Below are 21,289 nucleotides of genomic sequence, written 5' to 3'. Positions count from 1 at the left end.
GCCCTAACGCTTACCTATGATCAATCAAGTCAAACCGAATTCACGAGTCATATTCTCGTTCCTATCTTGATGTACTATGACGTTATCCTCAATACGAATACCGCCAAAAGGCCTTAACTCATCCACGGTTTTCCAGTTAATCTGCTGGCTACGATCATCTTGTTTTAGCTCATTAAGCAAGGTATCGATGATGTATAAACCTGGTTCCATCGTCAGCACTTGGTTTGGCGCTAAAACTCTAGTACAACGCAGAAACGGATGAGTCGCTGGCGCAGCAATATGAGTACCGCGTTCATCGTGGGAGAAGCCACCAACATCATGCACTTGCAGACCCAACATGTGACCTAAACCATGGGGGAAAAAAGCACTGGTAATGCCCTGTTCGACCAAGCCTTGGATATCACCAGTGGCGAGATCAAAATCCAGCAGCATTTGCGCGATTTTAGCGTGGGTAGCCAAATGTAAATCTGGATAACGCACCCCAGGGCGCATCATGTCGATGAGCTCTAGCTGCGCTTTATTCATTGCCGTGATCAACTCATCAAAACGATTCTTCTCAAATGCATAGGTACGAGTGATATCAGAGGCGTAACCAAAGTAATTTGCTCCCGCATCGATTAAAAATGACAAACGACGCGTAGGATTTTGATTTTCTAATGCGGTGTAATGCAAAATAGCTGCATTTTGGTTGAGGGCGATAATATTACCGTAGGGTACTTCGTTCTCGCCCTGACCGACTGCAGATAAATAGTGCTGCTGAATTTCGAATTCACTCGCACCATTATAAAAAGCATTTTTAGCCGCTAAATGCCCCTGCACTGCGATGTGGTTAGCGCGGCGCATACATTCCAGTTCATATTCGGTTTTGGTACTTCTGTGATAATGCAAATAACTCATTACTGCATCGGGGTTACGGCTAGTAAATCCCAATACTTCAGCCACATCTAAATGTTCCCCCAGATACGCCCAATTCGCGATATCTGTTGGTAATAATTCGGCGACCTTATCAGCCTTAGTTAATAATTTAATATCAAAATGCTCAGTCCAAAACATCTCTGGCACATCAGAAACTTTATGCCAAAAATCAACGGGACGATAAAAAATCAATTGCGGCTTATCGCGGCCATTAACCACTAACCAACAGTTTGGATTGTCCAAAACAGGTAACCACGCCTTGAAGTGCGGATTGGTCTTAAAGGGATAATTAATATCATCTAAAAACATCCGATGGGGCTGACCCGAATGGATCACTAAACCAGAAAAGGCTTCTCGAGATAAAACCTCTGCAACTCGACGATTTAATTCGGCAATATGGGCACGATAGTGATGAGCCAGCTGATCCATTTGTCATCTCCTGCAATGAATAAAAGTTAATAATATGTGCCAGATTTGCTCACATTATCTTAATCTGATCATGAACAACAGATTCACCCAAAACGATAAATTGTTACTCAATCTAAGATGTATAGCCACTAAGTAAGGGACGATAAGCATGTAACTATCTGATTATATTTTAAGTTATATTAAAATATAATATAACTTAAGCTTTGAACTTCTCAGGTAAACAGCTACAAAGACCTATTTATCGGCAAAGTAATCTAATGCATTCTAAGTGTATTGTACTCTGTGCAGTGTATCACAAAGGTGAAAAACCACTCTAGCTGGCAACAAATTAAACAGTCGTTTAAATTGAGTGTTGTAATTTTTCGAATTTCAAAGCACACTGACATACAACTGGTCAAATGATGGCCGAAGCTGCTGTGAGATAGAGAGTTGTACTAATCACCAACACATAATGGTGGGTATTACTTTTAAGCCAAAAGGAAGCAAGCAATGATCTACCAAAGTCCTACAATTCAAGTTGAGTTACTCGAGGATAATATTGCCAAGCTGTGCTTTAACGCACCCGGTTCGGTGAATAAATTCGATAGAGAAACCCTCGCCTCGCTCGATGCAGCATTAGATAGCATCAAGCAAGATTCTAATATCAAAGCATTAGTGCTGACCTCAAGTAAAGACACCTTTATTGTAGGTGCCGATATTACCGAGTTTTTAGGTTTATTTTCGCAAGATGACGCAGTTCTGCTCTCTTGGGTTGAACAAGCTAACGCTGTATTTAATAAACTCGAAGATTTGCCTTTCCCAACAGCATCAGCAATCAAAGGCTTTGCCTTAGGTGGCGGCTGTGAAACTGTTTTGGCAACCGATTTCCGTATCGCAGATACCACAGCCAAAATCGGTTTACCTGAAACTAAACTCGGCATCATCCCAGGTTTTGGTGGCACGGTTCGTTTGCCACGCGTGATTGGTGCAGATAACGCACTTGAGTGGATAACCACAGGTAAAGACCAACGCGCTGAAGATGCATTAAAAGTCGGTGCTGTCGATGCTGTGGTTGCACCGCAAGTACTAGAAGCCGCTGCGATTCAAATGCTGAAAGATGCGGTTGCTGAGAAGCTAGATTGGCAAGCACGACGTAAGCGTAAGCTATCGCCGCTCACGCTGCCAAGACTTGAAGCTATGATGTCATTTACTACTGCTAAAGGCATGGTGTTTGCGGTTGCGGGTAAACACTACCCTGCACCAATGGCAGCCGTTAGCGTGATTGAGCAGGCATCAACTAAAGGCCGCACTGAAGCATTACAAATCGAACATCAAGCCTTTATCAAGTTAGCTAAAACTGACGTAGCTAAAGCACTTATTGGTATTTTCCTTAATGATCAATTTGTTAAAGGAAAAGCGAAAAAAGCAGGTAAGTTAGCCAAAGCAGTAAACAATGCGGCCGTATTAGGCGCAGGCATTATGGGCGGCGGCATCGCCTACCAAAGTGCCAGCAAAGGTACACCAATTGTCATGAAAGACATTGCCCAGCCAGCATTAGATTTAGGCCTCAATGAAGCCGCTAAACTACTGACGGCGCAAGTTGCCCGTGGCCGCTCAACGCCTGAAAAAATGGCTAAAGTACTGAACAACATTACGCCTTCATTAGATTATGCTGCGGTCAAACACAGTGATATCGTCGTAGAAGCCGTTGTTGAGCATCCAAAAGTTAAAGCACAGGTTTTAGCCGAAGTTGAAGGTTATGTGAGTGAAGATACGATTATCGCATCAAATACCTCAACGATTTCAATCAACTTGCTCGCTAAGAGCATGAAAAAACCTGAGCGTTTCTGCGGTATGCATTTCTTCAACCCAGTGCACAAAATGCCATTAGTTGAAGTCATCCGCGGCGAGCATAGCTCTGAAGAAACTATCGCTTCAGTTGTGGCTTACGCCAGCAAAATGGGCAAAACCCCCATAGTAGTTAACGATTGCCCTGGTTTCTTTGTTAACCGTGTACTTTTCCCTTACTTTGCCGGCTTTAATGGCTTACTTGCCGATGGTGGTGACTTTGCCGCTATCGACAAAGTGATGGAAAAACAATTCGGCTGGCCAATGGGCCCAGCTTACCTGCTTGATGTAGTAGGTTTAGACACAGGTCATCATGCTCAAGCAGTTATGGCCGAAGGTTTCCCTGACCGTATGGGTAAATCTGGTACTGACGCGATTGATGTGATGTTTGACAATAAACGTCTTGGCCAGAAAAACGGTAAAGGTTTCTATGTCTATTCAGTCGATAGCCGTGGTAAGCCAAAGAAAGATGTCGATCCAACGAGCTACGGCCTATTGAAAGATGCCTTTGGCGAGTTAAAAGCCTTCGAAGCTGATGACATTATTGCCCGTACTATGATCCCGATGATCATCGAAACCGTGCGCTGTTTAGAAGAAGGTATTGTCGCATCGCCTGCCGAAGCGGATATGGGCCTAGTTTATGGTTTAGGTTTCCCACCATTTAGAGGCGGCGTATTCCGTTATTTGGATACCATGGGTATCGCAAACTTTGTGGCCTTAGCCGATAAATACGCTCACTTGGGCGGCCTGTATCAAGTCACAGATGCGATGCGTGCAAAAGCCACCAATAACGGTAGCTACTACCAAGCCTAATTAGCGGGAAAGGAATTTAATCATGAAACAAGCTGTTATCGTAGACTGTATTCGTACTCCTATGGGCCGTTCTAAAGCAGGCGTATTTCGTAATGTGCGTGCAGAGACTCTGTCTGCCGAATTAATGAAAGGTCTGTTGCTGCGTAATCCGCAACTCGACCCTAACCTGATTGAAGACGTGATTTGGGGTTGCGTGCAACAAACCCTAGAGCAAGGCTTCAACATCGCCCGTAACGCTTCGCTATTAGCGGGCATTCCAAAGACTGCTGGTGCTGTGACGGTTAACCGTTTATGCGGATCGTCAATGGATGCAATCCATCAAGCGGCACGTGCAATTATGACTGGTATGGGCGACACCTTTATTATTGGTGGTGTTGAACACATGGGCCACGTACCAATGAGCCATGGGGTCGACTTCCACCCAGGTCTTGCCAAGAACGTGGCAAAAGCCTCTGGCATGATGGGTTTAACGGCTGAAATGCTAGGTAAACTTCACGGTATTACCCGTGAGCAGCAAGATGCTTTTGCAGTACGTTCACATCAACGTACCTATGCTGCGACTGTAGAAGGCCGCTTTGCCAAGGAAATCTATGGCATTGAAGGTCACGATGCTAACGGCGCCTTAATTAAAGTACTGCAAGACGAAGTAATCCGCCCAGAAACCACAATGGAATCTCTTGCGGCACTGCGCCCAGTATTTGACCCGGTAAATGGTACTGTAACAGCGGGTACTTCTTCTGCATTGTCTGATGGCGCTTCAGCTATGCTGATCATGGAAGAATCTAAAGCACGCGCACTTGGCTTGCCAATTCGTGCACGTATTCGCTCTATGGCGGTTGCAGGTTGTGATGCGGCGATTATGGGCTATGGCCCAGTTCCTGCCACGCAAAAAGCACTGGCTCGCGCCGGTATTACCGTTGCCGATTTAGATGTGATTGAACTTAACGAAGCATTTGCAGCGCAGTCTTTACCTTGTGTAAAAGATTTAGGCCTAGCAGATGTGGTTGACGACAAAATCAACCTCAACGGCGGCGCGATTGCACTAGGTCATCCATTGGGCTGTTCAGGCGCACGTATCTCTACGACGCTGATCAACTTGATGGAAGACAAAGACGCGACCTTAGGTTTAGCGACTATGTGTATTGGTTTAGGCCAAGGTATCGCAACAGTATTCGAACGCGTTTAATTTATTGCTCGAATCATTAAAGCCGGAACACATGTTCCGGCTTTTTTATATTAAAAATTAGCTATCACTCTATTTACAGCCGCTGTACATAACAAAATCTATAAATGTTCCACGTGAAACATTTAATATCTCACATGAATAATGACTCCCAATAATACCCGAGAACAACTCACAAATTTAAATCATCAACTTGGTTTATCATGGGTGCTGGAGTAACATTAGCTCATTCTGCTTAAACGTTCAGTAGAGGTAATATGAACGACGCTTTCTCAACCGCACAGCATAAACTCGACGCCCTTGGCTTACGCTGCCCAGAACCCGTAATGATGGTACGTAAAACAGTAAGACAAATGGCAGCTGGTGAGACATTGCTGATCATTGCTGATGATCCTGCAACAACGCGCGATATTCCAAGTTTTTGTGAGTTTATGGATCACACTCTTATCGCCAGTAAAACAACGCAAACACCCTATCAATATTTGATCAAAAAAGGCCTTTAAGTCGTATAGCAATACAATAACCCTGATCTACTGTGAGAACGTAAAGTTATGCCAAAACTGTTGGGTATTGCCTATAAGACTGCAAGGCGCGGCACTATGAACGAAGTTTTCTGCGCTAACGTCACCCAATTGAAAGGTGTAGAGAACGATATCTTTGGCCGCCCAGGTAAGCGCCAAGTAACGATTCTCTCCCAGCAACAGTGGCTACAGGCATGCCAGAGTATTCAGGCTGATTTACCCTGGATAACTCGCAGAGCAAACTTGCTTATTGATGGTCTGATGTTTAACCGTGCAGACGTAGGTAAACATTTACTGATTGGTGAGTTACGCTTAGAAATTACCGGCGAGACTGATCCCTGCCAAAAGATAGAAATAGCTCATACTGGCTTAGAAGCGGCGTTGAGCCCAGATTGGCGCGGCGGTGTAACCTGCCGAGTTATACATAATGGTATGATCCACCTCGGTGACGACGTCGAAATATTGATAGTCACCATCTAAATCCCGTCTCTTATCTTAAACTCCTTCAGCTCGCTAAACACAAACGCTTTGTTTGCTGCTTTATTTTACCCACGACATGCCCTCAGTCATCACTTGAAACAGTATTTACGTTCTCCTTCTTAGCTATTTATGCGATAACTAGGTTAAACATTAACAAAAATTAATTTTGCGATAAATACAATTTGAGTAGTCCATAAGAACGAGAACAGGAAGTGACATGTTTAAACCTAAACTTACCCCGCTTTACATCGCCCTCACTCTAGGGATAAATACCTTCGTAGTAAATGCCGCAGACACTAAAGAATCAACATGGAATGTTAACGCACCAGCAAATTCCCCCTTACAACAAGTCAATATTGATGTGAATGAGGGAACATGGATGAACCTCAGTGTCAGCCCAGACGGTAAACATATCGTCTTTGACCTACTCGGAGACATTTATCAAATTCCTGTCAATGGAGGTGAGGCTAAGCCATTAGTACGGGGAATTGCTTGGCAGATGCAGCCCATCTATAGCCCAGATGGCAAGCACATTGCATTTACTTCAGATGCCGATGGCGGAGATAATATTTGGATAATGGATGCCGATGGCAGCAATCCACGAACCGTCACCCAGGAAACGTTCAGACTATTAAACAGCCCAGCTTGGAGCCCTGATTCTCAGTATCTTGTTGCCCGTAAGCATTTTACCGCTAGTCGCAGTTTAGGCGCTGGCGAAGTATGGCTCTACCACGTCGCAGGTGGAGAAGGCATTAAACTAACCGAACGCCCTAATGAAGAGAAGGATTTAGGTGAACCGGCATATTCGCCTGATGGCCGTTATATCTACTTTAGCCAGGATGATACGCCTGGTAAGTCCTTCCACTACTCAAAGGACTCGGTAAATGGCATCTATAAAATTAAACGCTATGATACTCAAAGCGGTGATATCGAAATACTAATTGAAGGTACCGGTGGTGCAATTAGACCAACACCGAGCCCTGACGGTACTAAGCTTGCCTATATCAAGCGGGATGATTTTCAATCAGCGCTTTATTTGCTAGATCTAAAGTCTGGCGAAAGCACTAAACTGTTTGGCGAGCTAGACCGCGATATGCAAGAAACTTGGGCAATTCATGGTGTCTACCCAACAATGGCGTGGACTCAAGATAATAAGGATATTTTCTTCTGGGCGAAGGGAAAGATTAACCGCTTAAATATTGCTAATAAAACAGTTACTAATATTCCCTTTAATGTAAAAACCGAGTTAGCAGTTCAGCCCTCAGTGCGTTTTAAGCAAAATATAGATAACGATGTTTTTGATGTGAAAATGTTGCGTATGGCGCAGGTATCCCCAGATGGCAATAGGGTGGTATTCGAAGCACTGGGTAAAATTTGGTTAAAATCATTACCAGACGGAAAAATGTCGCGTTTAACTGAACTCAGCAACGAGATTGAAGAACTGTATCCACAATGGTCCCGTGATGGTAAAAATATTGTTTTCACCACTTGGAACGACCAAGACCAAGGGACAGTTCAAGTTATTAGCGCTAACGGTGGTAAGCCTAAGCAACTCACGGCTGACCCAGGAAAGTATATCGAAGCCACCTTTTCCCCCAATGGCGAACTTGTAGTGTATCGCAAAGCTCAAGGCGGTAACCTTACACCTCGAACTTGGTCGCAGGAACCTGGACTATATAAGGTCGATATCAAAGGTAAAAACAATAAAAAAATCAGCACTGATGGCTACCAAGCACAATTTGGTGCCAATGCCGAACGTATCTTTTTTATGGATAGCAGCGAAGATGAAACGCCACAGTTAGCCTCCATCAACTTAGATGGCTTCGATAAGCGGGTTCATTACAGTAGCAAACATGCGACTGAGTTTAGAGTTTCACCCGATGGTGAACAACTCGCGTTCGCTGAACGCTTTAAGGTATGGGTGACTCCTTTTGCCAAGCACGGCGAGACTGTTGAGATTAGCCCCAATGCCAGTAACCTACCCGTTAGTCAATTAAGCGTCCGCGCCGGTGAAAGTATCAGCTGGAATAGTAAGAGTGATCAACTGTATTGGACACTCGGCCCTGAGCTTTATCAAGCTAAGGTTGATACTCAATATCTCAACAAAGATCAAAAAGCCCAACCAAACATTATTAATTTAGGCTTTACCGAAAATGCAGATGTTCCACGTGGAACAATCGCCTTCGTCGGTGGCAAAGTGATTACCATGGAAAACGACCAAGTCATTGATAATGGCGTGGTCATAGTCAAAGACAATCATATTGTCGCCGTTGGTGATACCAATATTACCATTCCTAAAGATGCGCAGATTATCGATATCAAAGGAAAATCAATCATGCCGGGGCTATTCGATGCTCATGCCCATGGACCACAGGCGGATGATGAAATTGTGCCACAGCAAAACTGGGCATTATATTCAGCCCTTTCCTTGGGTGTCACCACTATTCACGATCCATCGAATGATACCTCTGAGATTTTTGCCGCTTCCGAACAACAAAAAGCAGGACATATCGTTGGCCCGCGTATTTTCTCTACTGGTACTATTTTATATGGCGCCAATGCACCGGGGTATACGTCGCACATCGACTCACTCGATGATGCCAAGTTTCACCTTGAGCGCCTTAAAAAAGTCGGCGCGTTTAGCGTAAAAAGTTACAACCAACCACGCCGTAATCAGAGACAGCAAGTTATTGCTGCCGCACGTGAACTCGAAATGATGGTTGTTCCTGAAGGTGGCAGTTTGTTGCAACACAATCTCACTATGGTCGCTGATGGCCATACTACGGTTGAGCATTCTCTACCCGTTGCGACAATTTATGATGATATCAAACAATTCTGGAGCCAAACTAAAGTCGGTTACACGCCAACCTTAGTCGTCGCCTACGGAGGCATTTCTGGAGAAAACTATTGGTATGATAAAACCGATGTATGGGCACATCCGCGCCTATCCATGTATGTGCCAGCAGATATTTTACAAGCTCGATCAATGCGACGCCCACATGCGCCCGATAGCCATTACAATCATTTCAACGTAGCTAAAGTTGCAAATGAACTCAATAAGGTAGGTGTTCATCCCAATATAGGTGCCCATGGACAGCGCGAAGGTTTAGCAGCACATTGGGAAATGTGGATGTTTGCCCAAGGCGGCATGAGTAATATGGAGGTACTTAAAGCTGCCACTATTAATCCAGCAACCACTTTTGGTATGGAACATCAACTTGGGTCTATTAAACAAGGTAAGCTTGCAGACTTGATCGTGATTGATGGTGACCCACTCGCTGATATACGCGTCACTGACAGAGTCAGTTATACCATGGTCAACGGCAAGCTTTTTAACGCTGAGACAATGAATGAGCTTAATGGGGATAAAGAAAAACGTCAGCCGTTTTTCTTTGAGAAAATCTAAGTTAATTCTTAAAGGCTAAAATTGCAGAATAGTTTGTTGCTGTAACTATTTTGGCGAGCAATACATAACCTTAAAAATCAAAAGGCATGTTCCACGTGGAACATGCCTTTTTGTCTCTGGATTTCAAATAGCACTGTGGTGCGCATTGTCGTCAAAAAATCAGCCAATAAAGTGATTAATGCTTCTCAAGATTATGCGTAAGTTAACTGAGTTCAACACATGCCTGATACGAAATACAATCGACTAGGTGATCGTTCACCATACCTACCGCCTGCATAAAGGCATAACAAATTGTTGGGCCGACAAAATTAAAGCCCTGCTTCTTTAATGCTTTAGACATAGCTTCTGATTCTGCTGTCTGTGTCGGAATCTGCGACATTGATGTGAATTGATTAACTATGGGTTTGCCACCAACAAAACTCCATAAAAATTCAGAGAAATCCTTTCCATCCGCTGTATAAGCTAAATAACCTTTAGCATTCTTGATGATAGAATTCACCTTTAATCGATTGCGTACTATGCCAGCGTTTAACATTAACTCTTCAACTTTCGCTTCATCAAAAGTCGCAATAACTTCAGGCTCAAAATTGGCAAAGGCTTGTTCATAGTTTTGTTGTTTCTTCAGGATCGTGATCCAAGATAATCCGGCCTGCTGCCCATCTAAACATAACTTGGCAAATAGCTCCCGAGGATCTCGAACCGGTCGCCCCCACACTTTGTCGTGGTATTCCCTATATAAGGGATCATCACTTACCCAGCCGCAGCGGATCTCATCCATCTCACATCCCCTATTGTTTTAATTAAGAAGGTAGAAAATAACCTACATAAGCAGATATCTACAAGGTATAATCGAAACCATTTTCTATTCAGGCTGACGGCAGTAGACAAGTAGACATGACGACAAAACACGACGTAAAAACATTCCAGGGTTTCATTCTCACCCTGCAAGAATATTGGGCACAGCAAGGCTGTGCAATCGTTCAACCTCTAGATATGGAAGTCGGCGCGGGTACATTCCACCCACAAACTTTCTTGCGTTCTTTAGGGCCAGAACCTATGAGCAGTGCCTATGTGCAGCCATCGCGCCGCCCTACGGACGGTCGTTACGGTGAAAACCCTAACCGTTTACAGCACTATTACCAATTCCAAGTCGTGTTGAAGCCTTCTCCTGACAATATCCAAGAACTCTATTTAGGCTCACTGCAAGCATTGGGTATTGACACTCAAATCCATGACATCCGCTTTGTAGAAGATAACTGGGAATCTCCAACGCTAGGTGCTTGGGGCTTAGGCTGGGAAATATGGCTCAACGGTATGGAAGTGACTCAATTTACTTACTTTCAACAGGTTGGCGGCATCGAATGTAGTCCGGTCACAGGTGAAATCACCTATGGTCTTGAACGTCTAGCCATGTATATTCAAGGTGTTGATAGTGTCTATGATCTCGTTTGGACCGATGGTCCGCTGGGGCGCATCACCTATGGTGATGTATTCCATCAAAACGAAGTCGAGCAATCGACCTATAACTTTGAGCACGCAGACGTAGATTTTATGTTTACCTTATTCGATCAGTGCGAAAAAATGTGTCAGCATTTATTGTCACTGGAAAAACCATTACCTCTACCCGCCTATGAGCAAGTAATGAAAGCCTCACACGCCTTCAACCTACTCGATGCTCGCCACGCTATTTCAGTTACCGAGCGCCAACGCTACATCTTACGCGTTCGAACTATGGCAAAAGCGGTCGCTGAATCTTATTATCAGGCACGCGAAGCACTTGGCTTCCCAATGTGTAAGTAGAGGTAAAAACATGAATTTTGAAAACTTACTCATAGAGTTAGGCACGGAAGAATTACCACCTAAATCATTACGTAAACTAGCTGAATCATTTCTAGCTAACTTTACCGAAGAACTCACCAAAGCCGATTTAGCGTTTAGCTCAGCCGTTTGGTACGCAACGCCACGTCGTCTGGCGATTAACATCACTGAACTTGCCCTTGCACAAGCCGACAAAGTGGTTGAAAAACGCGGCCCCGCCGTGAGTTCAGCCTTTGATACTGAAGGTAAACCGACTAAAGCCGCTGAAGGTTGGGCACGTGGCAATGGCATAACCGTTGAGCAAGCCGAGCGTTTAGCTACAGATAAAGGCGAATGGTTAGTCCATAACGCCAAAGTAGAAGGCGTTGAAACCAAAAGTTTAATTGCAGCTATGGCGCAGCGTGCTCTCGATAAACTGCCTATTCCTAAGCCAATGCGCTGGGGTAATAATAAAACCCAATTTATCCGCCCTGTCCATACTGCCACTATGTTGTTAGGCAGTGAGTTGATTGAAGGTGAATTATTAGGTATTAAATCGGCACGTACCATTCGCGGTCACCGCTTTATGGGTCTCAAGCAGTTTGAATTAGCGCATGCTGATAACTACCTTACTGAGCTAAAAGAAAAAGGTAAAGTCATCGCCGATTATGAAAGCCGTAAAACGTTAATCAAAGCTGATGCCGAAAAAGCCGCTACTAAGATTGGTGGCGCAGCCGATATCGAAGAGAATCTGCTTGAAGAAGTGACCTCTTTAGTTGAATGGCCGGTGGTATTAACCGCAAGCTTTGAAGATAAGTTTTTGGCCGTACCGTCTGAAGCTTTGGTCTACACCATGAAGGGCGATCAGAAATACTTCCCTGTTTTTGACGCTGCGGGTAAATTGCTACCCAACTTTATCTTTGTAACCAACATAGAATCTAAAGACCCAGCACAAATTATCTCTGGTAATGAAAAAGTTGTCCGTCCACGTTTAGCCGATGCCGAATTCTTCTTTAATACCGATAAAAAGCACACTCTAGAATCGCGCCTGCCAAGCCTTGAAACCGTATTATTCCAAAAGCAATTAGGCACATTAAAAGATAAAGTTAACCGTATCAGTTCCCTAGCCGCTTATATTGCGGAGCAAACTGGCGTCAATACCGTTGATGCAGCCCGTGCAGGTTTATTATCTAAAACCGATTTAATGACCAATATGGTAATGGAGTTTACCGACACTCAAGGCACTATGGGTATGCATTACGCCCGCCTTGATGGTGAAACTGAAGCCGTTGCTTTAGCACAGGAAGAGCAATACAAGCCTAAGTTCTCTGGTGATACAGTACCAACAGCGGGCGTATCTTGCGCCGTCGCATTAGCAGATAAGCTTGATACATTAGTCGGTATCTTTGGCATTGGCCAAGCACCTAAAGGCGCAGCGGATCCATTTGCCCTACGCCGCGCGGCCATTGGCGTACTACGTATTATAGTTGAAAATAAGCTACCGCTTGATTTGGTTGACCTTATTACTAAAGCACAAGCACTGCACGGCACTAACTTAAGCAACGCCAATGCAAGCGACGAAGTGTTAGAGTTTTTAATGGCACGCTTCCGCGCTTGGTATCAAGATAAAGGCATAGGTGTTGATGTGATCTTAGCCGTGCTTGCACGTCGTCCAACACGCCCTGCTGATTTTGATAGTCGTATCAATGCGGTATCCCACTTTAAAGGCCTAGAAGCTTCTAGCGCACTTGCGGCAGCGAACAAACGTGTATCTAATATTCTCGCTAAGGTTGAAGGGGCTTTACCGACAACCATCAATGCGAATTTATTAACCGAAGTCGCAGAACAAGCATTAGCAGCCAAATTAAACGAGCTGCAACCACAGTTAGCACCATTATTTGCCAATGCCGATTACCAGCAAGCATTAACTCTGTTGGCCGGCCTACGTGAAAGCGTAGATAAGTTCTTCGAAGATGTAATGGTTATGGCAGATGATGATGCTTTGAAAAACAATCGCTTAGCTTTATTAAATAACCTACGCGAGCAGTTCTTGCACGTAGCAGATATTTCACTACTGCAATAACGATACGGTGCTTACGCTTTATAAAAACGCGCTAACTAGCGCGTTTTTTTATTGTCCCGATTTTATTTAGCCCTTAAACGATGCGCCTAATTTAGCTAAACAGTAGGAATCCACATAACCTGAATTAGGGATAATGAGTATCGAAAAATCTAAATTTAACAAACTAAATCAATGCTATAAATGAGTAGTTTGAAACGAAAAATCTATTTTCCGACTGAATGCGCAGATTTTTGCGCATATCAAGGCGCTCTGCCGTACGGCAGAGCAACGCAGAGAGGCCCGAAAAGATGCCGATTCAGCGGCTCTGCTTATCCCGAGCTCAGGTTACATAATAAAAAATGTGCTAAATAGTAGATATAAAAAGGGAAAGCCTAAGCTTTCCCTTAATTACTAACTTCATCACGCGTCACTTAAAACGCATTACCTAGCTAGCACTATACGTCTAAGTTTGCCACGTTCAACGCGTTAGCTTCGATAAACTCGCGACGTGGTTCAACTTGATCACCCATCAAACAAGTAAATAACTGATCGGCGCCCACAGCATCATCAATCGTTACTTGCAACATACGGCGTGATTCAGGATCCATTGTAGTTTCCCACAATTGCTCAGGGTTCATCTCACCCAATCCTTTATAACGTTGGATATATAAACCGCGTTTAGCTTCAGAAATCGTCCAATCTAGTGCTTCAAGGAAGCTATCGACTTCTTTAACACGTTCGCCACGTTGTACATAACCACCTTCTTCAATCATGCCTTCTAACGCTGCACCTAACTTACCGATACGTTGATAATCGCTTGATTGGAAGAAATCATAAGTAAACAGATAATTAGTATCGATACCGTGTTTACGAATAGTGACTTTAGGCAGATAAACTTTACGCTCAGGATCCAAAATTGGCTCAGCAGAATACAAGACGCCGCTACTCTCCATTTCCACCAGTTCATTGATAAAGGCATCGATCCATTCTTTCATCTTGCCTTCATCGGCCAACATCTCATTGGTGATCATTGGGTGGTAAAGCATACGGTTAGTAATATGTGTTGGATAGCGCTGTGCTAAACGAGCCACAATAGCTTCTACTTCACGATATTGAGTCACTAAACGCTCTAACGGTTCACCAGACATTCCCATTGCGCCCTGCGTCGGGTAGACAATAGTGCCATCCAATGCTTGAGTTGTTAGGTATTGAGTCAACGCAGGCTCATCTTTAAGATACTGTTCTTGTTTACCCTTTTTAACTTTGAATAAAGGTGGCTGAGCAATATAGATGTAACCACGCTCAATCAATTCAGGCATTTGACGGAAGAAAAAGGTCAACAGCAAAGTACGAATGTGCGAGCCGTCGACGTCAGCATCCGTCATGATGATGATGTTGTGATAACGTGTTTTATCAGGGTTATATTCATCGCGACCAATGCCACAGCCAAGTGCCGTGATAAGTGTGGCCACTTCTTGAGAAGACAGCATCTTATCGAAGCGCGCTTTCTCAACGTTTAGAATTTTACCTTTAAGTGGCAAAATCGCTTGGTTTTTACGGTTACGCCCCTGCTTGGCACTACCACCAGCAGAGTCACCTTCCACAATATAGATTTCAGAAAGACCTGGGTCTTTCTCTTGGCAATCGGCCAGCTTACCTGGCAAACCACCTAAATCGAGCGCGCCTTTACGACGAGTCATTTCACGGGCTTTACGCGCCGCTTCACGGGCACGAGCCGCATCAACAATCTTACCGACGATTAACTTAGCATCTGAAGGGTTTTCCAACAGATAATCGTTCAGTTTTTCACCCATGGTTTGCTCAACCGCGGTTTTCACTTCGCTTGAAACCAGTTTATCTTTGGTTTGTGAGCTGAACTTTGGATCAGGTACTTTAACAGAGATAACAGCAGTCAAACCTTCGCGGGCATCGTCGCCGGTCGCGCTAGTTTTACCTTTTTTGTTATAGCCTTCATTTTCCATGTAACTGTTAAGGTTACGCGTTAAAGCACTACGGAAACCGACTAAGTGAGTACCGCCATCACGTTGTGGAATATTGTTGGTAAAACAGAAGATACTTTCTTGATAACCATCATTCCACTGCATAGCCACTTCAACAGTAATACCGTCATCACGTTCTTGAATGAAGTGGAACACATCTTTGTTGATGGGTGTTTTATTGCGGTTCAAGTAATCAACGAATGCGCTAATGCCGCCTTCGTATTTGAATAATTCATTTTTATTATCGCGTTCATCAATCAGGCGGATACCCACGCCTGAGTTGAGGAATGATAATTCACGCACACGTTTTGCCAGAATTTCAAAATGAAACTCGATATTACTAAAAGTATTTTCACTTGGCCAAAAACGGATTTCAGTACCGGTTTTAGTCGCATCACCAATCTCTTTTATTGGCGCATCAGGTACGCCGTGTGTATAAAATTGCTCATACACTTTGCCTGCACGACGAATGGTCATCTGCAGCTTTTTAGATAAAGCATTAACTACCGACACGCCCACACCGTGTAAGCCGCCAGACACTTTATAAGAGTTATCGTCAAACTTACCACCGGCATGCAATACCGTCATAATAACTTCAGCTGCCGATACACCCTCTTCTTCATGGATAGAAACCGGAATACCACGGCCATCATCCTTAACAGATACAGAGCCATCAACATGGATAGTAATCGTAATTTCACTACAGTGGCCGGCTAAGGCTTCATCGATAGAGTTATCGACTACTTCGAACACCATATGATGTAGACCCGTACCGTCGTCGGTGTCACCAATATACATCCCAGGTCTCTTACGTACTGCATCAAGGCCCTTAAGGACCTTAATACTCGAAGAATCGTAACTATTCTCTGACATATTATTCTCTCAATGGTTATTCAATTACCGTTACACGTCCCTGTTCCACATGGAACATCCTACTAGGAGGCGTGTGTAACGAATCGACTATTGCAGCAGGATCGATAGCGGTCACAAACACTTGTGCTCCGGTATCCGTTAACTGCTTAAGCAATAGCTGCCTATGCTGTGCATCCAACTCGGACGGAAGATCGTCCACAAGATAAATACTGTGCTTATCTATTTGTTGTTTGAGCAACTTTCCCTGTGCAATACGCAGTGCACAGACTAATAATTTTAATTGACCACGGGACAGGGCATCCTGCGCTGGCAAAGTGCCTACACGAAGTCTAAGGTCAGCTTTATGGGGACCGCTGACGGTATGACCTGTGGCCAAATCTCTGGAATATTGATTTTCGAGTAGTTCAGCAAAATCCGTTTTACTATCCCAGCCGCGCGTAAATGAAACCTTCACATCTACACTCGGTAAAAACTCCCCGATTATACCCTTAAGTAGCTCATTTAACGAGTCTACATAATGGTTTCGTATTTCGGTAACCTGCTCGGCATAACGTACAAACTCTTGGTCCCAAAATTGAATATTACCATAGGACGAACCACTCCTAAGTAGTTGATTTCTTTGCTTAAGAACTCGCCTAACATTCACCCAAGCAGTGTAAAACTGTGGATCAGCATGAAATGCTCCCCAATCGATAAATTGTCGACGAGATTTAGGGCCTTCAAACAGTAGAGAAAAACTTTCAGGCGTGATCACTTGGATAGGTAAAGTTTCAGCCAATGTCGATAATCGTTTAACTTTTTCGCCATCAATTTTTACTTCGGTCTCACCACTACGAAACCGTCGTAAACCGATTTTACTGTCACCACGCGCTAGGTTTAACGTGGCAAATAAGGTCAACTTCTCATCATCGTTATTAATCACGCGCTGGGATAAATGGCTACGAAACGAGCGTCCCATGCCAAGAAAATAAATCGCCTCAAGAATACTAGTTTTGCCACTGCCATTTTGGCCGTAAATCAAGTTAATCCCCGGTGCAGGAATTAGCTGGGCAGATTGAATATTACGAAAGGCTTCGATATTAAGACGAGTCAGGCTCATGTATTACTCATAGCGCCGCGTAAACAGCATAGACAAAGACTCATAGCACTTAGCATATCGAGCTCGCTGCTGACCGTCAAAACGACTGGGACATAAATGAAGGAGTCGCCAATGCTGCATATTAAACATAACGCCGCGCTTAGGCGGCATCAGCATTAAAGACAAAGGAGCTAACACGGATAGCGTAAAAATAGAGCTTATAAGCGCATCGGCATAACCACATACATGGAATCTTCTTCCAAATGGTTTTCGATTAGGGCGCTGGAGTTACCATCAATCAGCGTGATACGTACATCGTCTGACTTAAGATTGTTAAGCACGTCCAGTAAATAGCTTACGTTAAAACCAATTTCTAAGGCTGGATGATTGTATTCAACATCGATGATCTCTTCCGCCTCTTCCTGCTCAGGATTATTAGCAGTGATTTTTAGCAAACCATTTTCGAGTTGAATGCGTACGCCACGGAATTTTTCATTAGATAAAATAGAGGCACGTGTCAGCGCTTGCTTTAAGTGATTACGACTCGCTATCACAATTTTATCACCGCCCCTAGGCAGTACACGTCGATAATCAGGAAAACGACCATCGACTAATTTACTGGTAAAAACGGTATTACCGGTCGTGGCTCGAATGGCGTTATCGCCAATAGCAATCGTGATATCAAGATCATCCGACTCTAATAAACGTGCCATTTCCATTATGCCTTTACGCGGCACAATCACTTGTTTTTCAGGTAATTGCGCTTCAATCTTTCGGTGGCTTAACGCTAGACGATGGCCATCAGTCGCAATCGCACGTAACGTATTACCTTCGGTTTCAAACAGTAAACCATTGAGGTAATAGCGCACATCTTGGTTAGCCATAGAAAACTGCGTTGAATCAATAATCGACTTTAACATGCCCTGCTTTATGCTAAATTCAATCTCTGCTTGGAAAGCTTCAACGTTAGGATATTCTTCCGCGGGTAAAGTCGCTAACGAAAAACGGCTGCGGCCTGAACGCAGCAACCATTTGTTATCTTGTTGTTCGACTTTTAATTCACTTTGTTCTGGTAAAGATTTAACAATATCGAGTAACTTCCTAGCCGGCACGGTAGTGCGGCCTTCAGCGATATCGCCGTGAATAGCGGCTTGGCCAACGAGTTCAACTTCTAAATCTGTGCCGGTCAATTTAAGTGTGTGACCACTTACTTCTACAAGAAGATTCGACAAAATTGGCACATTATGGCGCTTTTCAACAGCACCACAGACCAATTGTAACGGCTTTAATAGGGTGTCCCTATCAATTGAGAATTTCATCGTGTCCAAATTCCTTGTTTAAGAAGATAAAGTTCTAATTAAATTAGCGTAATCTTCTTTTATATCGTGACTTTCTTCCCGTAGCTGAGCAATTTTACGACAGGCATGCAATACAGTGGTGTGATCTCGACCACCAAAAGCATCACCTATTTCCGGCAAGCTTTGGTTAGTTAATTCTTTAGATAACGCCATTGCAACTTGTCTTGGCCGCGCCACACTGCGTGAACGGCGTTTAGACAACATATCAGCCATCTTAATCTTGTAGTATTCCGCTACGGTTTTCTGAATATTGTCTATAGTGACTAATTTTTCTTGAAGTGCCAAGAGGTCACGTAAAGCTTCACGAACAAAATCAATGGTTATTGGCCGACCGGTGAAGTTAGCGTTAGCAATAACACGGTTTAACGCCCCTTCCAGCTCTCGCACGTTAGAACGTAAACGCTTGGCAATAAAGAAGGCCACTTCATCAGGTAAATTAATGCCACTTTCTTGTGCTTTACGCATCAAAATCGCGACACGGGTTTCTAACTCGGGTGGTTCAATTGCTACCGTTAACCCCCAGCCAAAACGCGATTTTAATCTATCTTCGACACCATCGATTTCTTTTGGATAACGATCCGATGTTAAAATAATTTGGTGATTACCCTCAAGCAAGGCATTGAAAGTATGAAAGAACTCTTCTTGTGATCTGTCTTTGTTGGCAAAAAATTGAATATCATCAATAAACAATGCATCGACGCTACGGTAGTAACGCTTAAATTCTTCGATCGCATTATTTTGCAGTGCTTTAACCATATCCTGCACAAAACGCTCGGAATGCATATAAACCACTTTGGCATTGGGATTATTTTTAATGATCCCGTTACCGACAGCATGCAACAAATGCGTCTTACCCAAACCCGTACCGCCATACAAGAAAAGTGGGTTATAAGCACCACCTGGATTTTCAGCCACTTGCATTGCTGCAGCTTTACCTAATTGGTTTGACTTACCTTCAACGAAGTTATCAAACTGGTAGCTTGGGTTAATGTTACTGCGATGATTTGCATTCGCCATAGGCTCAGCTTGGACATTAAATGTTGTACCCACAGTCGCTTTAGTTTGAGTATACGGAGTCCGAGTTGGCGCAATAGGTGCCGGCACGCTAGGCTTTTTCGCCGAAGGGCGACTACCAATATCAAAACGTAATTTAGGCGCATTACTGCCCATTTGCTCAATAAAGAACTGATTAATGATATTAATGTATTTATCTCTGACCCAATCAAGCACGAAGCGGTTGGGCGCATAAAGCACCAGAGTATCTCCATCCATTTCAGCTTGTAACGGTCTGATCCACATACTAAACTGCTGAGCAGAAAGCTCATCTTGCAGACGTCCGATACATTGTTGCCAAAGTGAAACCGCCACTTAGTTATCCCCAAAAGATCATCAAAAAAGAGGTGTATTCTATAGCGAGATCTCAATGATCGCCATCCTTAAAAAATATTTATCCCCAGCGAGATCATTCTGCTTAAAACTCGTCGATCATCAAAGATCTAAAACGATCCTTTTATTCTGCACTAAGCGCAAATCCTGCTTTATTAAGCGATCCACATTGATCTATAATAGCGGCCCTTAGATCGGCTTGAACATAGGCTTAACTACTATATGTAGTGTCTATGCACAGAGTTATCCACATCTTATAGTGTATTTTGAGGATTAATCTAAGGACTCGCTGGCAGAAATAAAATACTTACTTACTTTCGTTGTTGACGGGACTCAGTAAAGTGATTACAATTCGGCCTCTTTTTTGCCCTTACCTCTAACTTTGGAGATAAGGATATATTCACTAATAACAAAGACGGATTGCCATCATGAGTAAACGTACTTTTCAACCTAGCAACCTGAAGCGCAAGCGTTCTCACGGCTTCCGCGCTCGTATGGCTACTGTAGGCGGCCGTAAGGTGCTTGCACGTCGTCGTGCGAAAGGTCGCGCTCGTTTATCTGCTTAATAAGTGGGTAACTAGTTGACTAGCTATACCTTTACGCGGGAGTTACGTTTGTTAACTCCCGCGCAATTTAAATCTGTATTTTCCAATCCCATCAAAGCATCTTCTGCTGAAATTACCTTGCTCGCTATTCCTAACACGGAACAACATCCGCGTATGGGCCTTACTGTTGCTAAACGTTATGTAAAACGCGCTAACCAACGCAACCGTATTAAACGCGTAATAAGAGATAGTTTTCGCTTAAATCAACACGACATTCCTCATCTTGATATTGTTGTGCTTGTCAGAAATGGCGTGATGGAAATGGAAAACGCTGAAATCAACAAATTGATAGAGAAGCTATGGCGCAAACTCAGTCGCCGCTACAATGGCTAGCGACCACGTTTATTCGTGGCTATCAAGTATTCATAAGCCCTATACTGGGCCCTAGATGCCGTTTCAATCCCACCTGCTCTCACTACGCTATTGAAGCAATAAAAGTGCATGGAACTGCAAAAGGTTGTTGGTTTGCATTGAAACGCATATTAAAATGTCACCCTTTACATCCCGGCGGTAGTGATCCCGTCCCCCCTAAAAATGACAGGTGTAATAAATAGGC

General features: G+C 43.8%; 16 protein-coding genes. 10 read left to right on the top strand and 6 right to left on the bottom strand.

Annotation, left to right across the window (positions count from 1 at the left end):
• Window positions 1–24: 24 nt before the first annotated feature.
• Window positions 25–1,344, bottom strand: a complete 1,320-nt coding sequence (gene pepQ, locus BW947_RS16820; protein WP_076501707.1) for a Xaa-Pro dipeptidase — start codon at window positions 1,342–1,344, stop codon at window positions 25–27.
• A gap of 489 nt (window positions 1,345–1,833) precedes the next feature.
• On the opposite strand from pepQ, the gene fadB reads away from it, so the two are divergent.
• The 5 genes from fadB to BW947_RS16795 all read left to right on the top strand — a co-directional run bounded on the left by fadB (window position 1,834) and on the right by BW947_RS16795 (window position 9,574).
• The gene (fadB, locus tag BW947_RS16815; RefSeq protein ID WP_076501704.1) at window positions 1,834–3,984 is read left to right on the top strand and encodes a fatty acid oxidation complex subunit alpha FadB; all 2,151 of its coding nucleotides are present in this window, start codon (window positions 1,834–1,836) and stop codon (window positions 3,982–3,984) included.
• A 22-nt stretch (window positions 3,985–4,006) separates the two neighbouring features.
• Window positions 4,007–5,170 carry an acetyl-CoA C-acyltransferase FadA gene (gene fadA, locus BW947_RS16810; protein ID WP_076501701.1) on the top strand — a complete coding sequence of 388 codons (1,164 nt, stop codon included), beginning with the start codon at window positions 4,007–4,009 and terminating at the stop codon, window positions 5,168–5,170.
• A 254-nt stretch (window positions 5,171–5,424) separates the two neighbouring features.
• A complete protein-coding gene (tusA, locus tag BW947_RS16805; protein WP_076501699.1) occupies window positions 5,425–5,670 on the top strand; it encodes a sulfurtransferase TusA in 246 nt (81 codons plus the stop codon).
• A gap of 48 nt (window positions 5,671–5,718) precedes the next feature.
• On the top strand, window positions 5,719–6,168 hold the full coding sequence (locus tag BW947_RS16800) for an MOSC domain-containing protein (RefSeq protein WP_076501698.1): 450 nt from the start codon (window positions 5,719–5,721) through the stop codon (window positions 6,166–6,168).
• 217 nt (window positions 6,169–6,385) lie between these two features.
• Window positions 6,386–9,574: an amidohydrolase family protein gene (locus BW947_RS16795; protein ID WP_076501696.1), complete on the top strand. Its 3,189-nt coding sequence runs from the start codon at window positions 6,386–6,388 to the stop codon at window positions 9,572–9,574.
• A 202-nt stretch (window positions 9,575–9,776) separates the two neighbouring features.
• Here the strand turns inward: BW947_RS16795 and BW947_RS16790 are convergent, their stop codons facing one another.
• On the bottom strand, window positions 9,777–10,352 hold the full coding sequence (locus BW947_RS16790) for a DNA-3-methyladenine glycosylase I (protein WP_076501693.1): 576 nt from the start codon (window positions 10,350–10,352) through the stop codon (window positions 9,777–9,779).
• A 116-nt stretch (window positions 10,353–10,468) separates the two neighbouring features.
• On the opposite strand from BW947_RS16790, the gene glyQ reads away from it, so the two are divergent.
• Window positions 10,469–11,374: a glycine--tRNA ligase subunit alpha gene (gene glyQ, locus BW947_RS16785; RefSeq protein WP_006083814.1), complete on the top strand. Its 906-nt coding sequence runs from the start codon at window positions 10,469–10,471 to the stop codon at window positions 11,372–11,374.
• A 10-nt stretch (window positions 11,375–11,384) separates the two neighbouring features.
• Window positions 11,385–13,454 (top strand): glycine--tRNA ligase subunit beta, encoded by a 2,070-nt coding sequence (glyS, locus tag BW947_RS16780; protein ID WP_076501690.1) that lies wholly within the window; start codon window positions 11,385–11,387, stop codon window positions 13,452–13,454.
• Between the two features lie 434 nt (window positions 13,455–13,888).
• Here glyS and gyrB read toward each other — a convergent pair whose 3' ends face one another.
• The 4 genes from gyrB to dnaA all read right to left on the bottom strand — a co-directional run bounded on the left by gyrB (window position 13,889) and on the right by dnaA (window position 20,110).
• The gene (gene gyrB / locus BW947_RS16775; protein ID WP_076501688.1) at window positions 13,889–16,306 is read right to left on the bottom strand and encodes a DNA topoisomerase (ATP-hydrolyzing) subunit B; all 2,418 of its coding nucleotides are present in this window, start codon (window positions 16,304–16,306) and stop codon (window positions 13,889–13,891) included.
• A gap of 16 nt (window positions 16,307–16,322) precedes the next feature.
• Window positions 16,323–17,405 (bottom strand): DNA replication/repair protein RecF, encoded by a 1,083-nt coding sequence (gene recF, locus BW947_RS16770; protein WP_076501685.1) that lies wholly within the window; start codon window positions 17,403–17,405, stop codon window positions 16,323–16,325.
• Between the two features lie 197 nt (window positions 17,406–17,602).
• Entirely contained in the window at window positions 17,603–18,703 is a 1,101-nt protein-coding gene (dnaN, locus tag BW947_RS16765; RefSeq protein ID WP_076501682.1) for a DNA polymerase III subunit beta, read from the bottom strand.
• A gap of 18 nt (window positions 18,704–18,721) precedes the next feature.
• Entirely contained in the window at window positions 18,722–20,110 is a 1,389-nt protein-coding gene (dnaA, locus tag BW947_RS16760; RefSeq protein ID WP_076501679.1) for a chromosomal replication initiator protein DnaA, read from the bottom strand.
• A gap of 446 nt (window positions 20,111–20,556) precedes the next feature.
• Here dnaA and rpmH point away from each other — a divergent pair, with 446 nt between their 5' ends.
• From rpmH to yidD, 3 genes are read left to right on the top strand one after another with little or no spacing between them, the layout of a single operon-like run.
• Window positions 20,557–20,694 (top strand): 50S ribosomal protein L34, encoded by a 138-nt coding sequence (gene rpmH, locus BW947_RS16755; RefSeq protein WP_006083827.1) that lies wholly within the window; start codon window positions 20,557–20,559, stop codon window positions 20,692–20,694.
• 15 nt (window positions 20,695–20,709) lie between these two features.
• Window positions 20,710–21,066: a ribonuclease P protein component gene (gene rnpA, locus BW947_RS16750; protein ID WP_076501676.1), complete on the top strand. Its 357-nt coding sequence runs from the start codon at window positions 20,710–20,712 to the stop codon at window positions 21,064–21,066.
• Window positions 21,033–21,287, top strand: coding sequence for a membrane protein insertion efficiency factor YidD (gene yidD, locus BW947_RS16745; protein ID WP_076501674.1), 255 nt, complete (start codon window positions 21,033–21,035; stop codon window positions 21,285–21,287). Before rnpA ends, yidD begins: the two co-directional genes overlap by 34 nt.
• The last annotated feature ends 2 nt before the right edge of the window (window positions 21,288–21,289 follow it).

The sequence above is a fragment of the Shewanella morhuae genome (genome assembly GCF_900156405.1).
GTDB lineage: Bacteria > Pseudomonadota > Gammaproteobacteria > Enterobacterales > Shewanellaceae > Shewanella > Shewanella morhuae.
This window is presented reverse-complemented; position numbering and strand designations above follow the sequence as displayed.

Excerpts from the sequence above, each read along its gene's own strand:
- pepQ (WP_076501707.1), bottom strand. The coding sequence starts at position 1,344 with ATGGATCAGCTGGCTCATCACTATCGTGCCCATATTGCCGAATTAAAT.
- fadB (WP_076501704.1), top strand. The coding sequence starts at position 1,834 with ATGATCTACCAAAGTCCTACAATTCAAGTTGAGTTACTCGAGGATAAT.
- fadA (WP_076501701.1), top strand. The coding sequence starts at position 4,007 with ATGAAACAAGCTGTTATCGTAGACTGTATTCGTACTCCTATGGGCCGT.
- tusA (WP_076501699.1), top strand. The coding sequence starts at position 5,425 with ATGAACGACGCTTTCTCAACCGCACAGCATAAACTCGACGCCCTTGGC.
- BW947_RS16800 (WP_076501698.1), top strand. The coding sequence starts at position 5,719 with ATGCCAAAACTGTTGGGTATTGCCTATAAGACTGCAAGGCGCGGCACT.
- BW947_RS16795 (WP_076501696.1), top strand. The coding sequence starts at position 6,386 with ATGTTTAAACCTAAACTTACCCCGCTTTACATCGCCCTCACTCTAGGG.
- BW947_RS16790 (WP_076501693.1), bottom strand. The coding sequence starts at position 10,352 with ATGGATGAGATCCGCTGCGGCTGGGTAAGTGATGATCCCTTATATAGG.
- glyQ (WP_006083814.1), top strand. The coding sequence starts at position 10,469 with ATGACGACAAAACACGACGTAAAAACATTCCAGGGTTTCATTCTCACC.
- glyS (WP_076501690.1), top strand. The coding sequence starts at position 11,385 with ATGAATTTTGAAAACTTACTCATAGAGTTAGGCACGGAAGAATTACCA.
- gyrB (WP_076501688.1), bottom strand. The coding sequence starts at position 16,306 with ATGTCAGAGAATAGTTACGATTCTTCGAGTATTAAGGTCCTTAAGGGC.
- recF (WP_076501685.1), bottom strand. The coding sequence starts at position 17,405 with ATGAGCCTGACTCGTCTTAATATCGAAGCCTTTCGTAATATTCAATCT.
- dnaN (WP_076501682.1), bottom strand. The coding sequence starts at position 18,703 with ATGAAATTCTCAATTGATAGGGACACCCTATTAAAGCCGTTACAATTG.
- rpmH (WP_006083827.1), top strand. The coding sequence starts at position 20,557 with ATGAGTAAACGTACTTTTCAACCTAGCAACCTGAAGCGCAAGCGTTCT.
- yidD (WP_076501674.1), top strand. The coding sequence starts at position 21,033 with ATGGCGCAAACTCAGTCGCCGCTACAATGGCTAGCGACCACGTTTATT.